This is a genomic window from Rhodococcus sp. R1101, from assembly GCF_000278445.1.
GTDB classification, from domain to species: Bacteria; Actinomycetota; Actinomycetes; order Mycobacteriales; family Mycobacteriaceae; genus Rhodococcus; species Rhodococcus gordoniae.
Window position 1 is genome coordinate 1 of sequence record NZ_AJVB01000714.1, and the last position, 1384, is coordinate 1384.

Here is a 1384-nt window from a genome sequence, read left to right on the forward strand (position 1 = left end):
CGCTAGCGCAGGCCGGTGCCCCTCACGAGCGCCGTCTCCACCAGGATCGACAGCAGCTCGGCGTATTCGACGCCGGTGGCCTCCCACATCCGCGGGTACATCGAGATCGACGTGAAACCGGGCATCGTGTTGATCTCGTTGATCACCGGTCCGTCCTCGGTGACGAAGAAGTCGACGCGGGACAGGCCGTGGCAGTCGAGGGCGCGGAAGGCCCGGACCGCGAGTTCGCGGATCCGGTCGGAGGTCTCCTCGTCGAGCTTCGCCGGCACGTCGAATTCGCAGACGTCGTCGAGATACTTCGTGTCGAAGTCGTAGAACGCCTCGTGGTCGCCGGAGGTGTCGGGCATGCGGATCTCCGCCACCACGCTCGCCCGCACGTCACCGTCCGGAAATTCGAGCACGCCGCACTCGACCTCGCGCCCGATGATCGCGGACTCGACGATGACCTTCGGATCGTGCTCTCGGGCCTTGGCGACCGCGGCGTCGAAGGCCGCCCAGTCGGCCACACGGCTGATGCCGATCGACGACCCACCGCGGGCGGGCTTGACGAAGACGGGCAGGCCCAGGCGGGCCTTCTGCTCCTCGGTGAGGATCGCGGTGCCGGGGCGCAGAACGATCTGGAAACCGACGGGGAGCCCTTCGGCCGCGAGCAGCTTCTTGGTGAACTCCTTGTCCATGCCGGCGGCGCTGGCGAGGACACCGGGACCCACGTACGGGATGTTCGCCAGTTCGAGGAGTCCCTGGATGGTGCCGTCCTCGCCGTAGGCGCCGTGCAGGACCGGGAACACCACGTCGACCGATGCGAGCACCCGGCCGTAGGAACCCTCGTCGAGGGCGACGATGTCGCCCCTGCGGGTGGGATCCGCGGTGAGGACGAGATCGGAGCCGTCACCGGCGACGACGGGCAGCTCGCGACCGGCCGCGGCGAGGCGGGCGGGGTCGGCGTCACTGAGAACCCAGGCACCCTCGGGAGTGATGCCGATGGGCACGACCTCGTACTTCTCCGGGTCGAGATGGCGCAGGATGCTGCCTGCCGAGATGCAGGACACGGAATGTTCGTTGCTGCGACCACCGAAGACGACGGCCACCCGGGTGCGGGGCGTACTCACGTGTCGCACCGTACCGGTAGCGCCTCGTCGAGACCCAGCCGAGTCCCGTCCACACCGGGCATCCGCCCTCGCTCAGCGTGCGTTCAGCGCCGCGTCGAGATCGGCGAGCAGATCGGCGGTGTCCTCGATTCCGCACGACAACCGGACGAATCCCTCCGGCACGGCATCGCCCCAGCGTGCGCGGCGATCCGCGGTGGTGTGGATGCCGCCGAAACTGGTGGCCGGCGCGACCAGCGTGGCGGCGCGGACGAAACGGTGCACCTCGTCGCGGCCGG

General features: G+C 69.2%; 2 protein-coding genes. Both read right to left on the reverse strand.

Annotated features, from left to right (window positions below; genetic code table 11):
* Positions 1–2 precede the first annotated feature (2 nt).
* Positions 3–1109 (reverse strand): D-alanine--D-alanine ligase family protein, encoded by a 1107-nt coding sequence (locus R1101_RS0123510; RefSeq protein ID WP_026003640.1) that lies wholly within the window; start codon positions 1107–1109, stop codon positions 3–5.
* A 72-nt stretch (positions 1110–1181) separates the two neighbouring features.
* A partial coding sequence (locus R1101_RS28470; RefSeq protein ID WP_037224931.1) for a PLP-dependent transferase occupies positions 1182–1384 on the reverse strand: 203 nt, incomplete at its 5' end.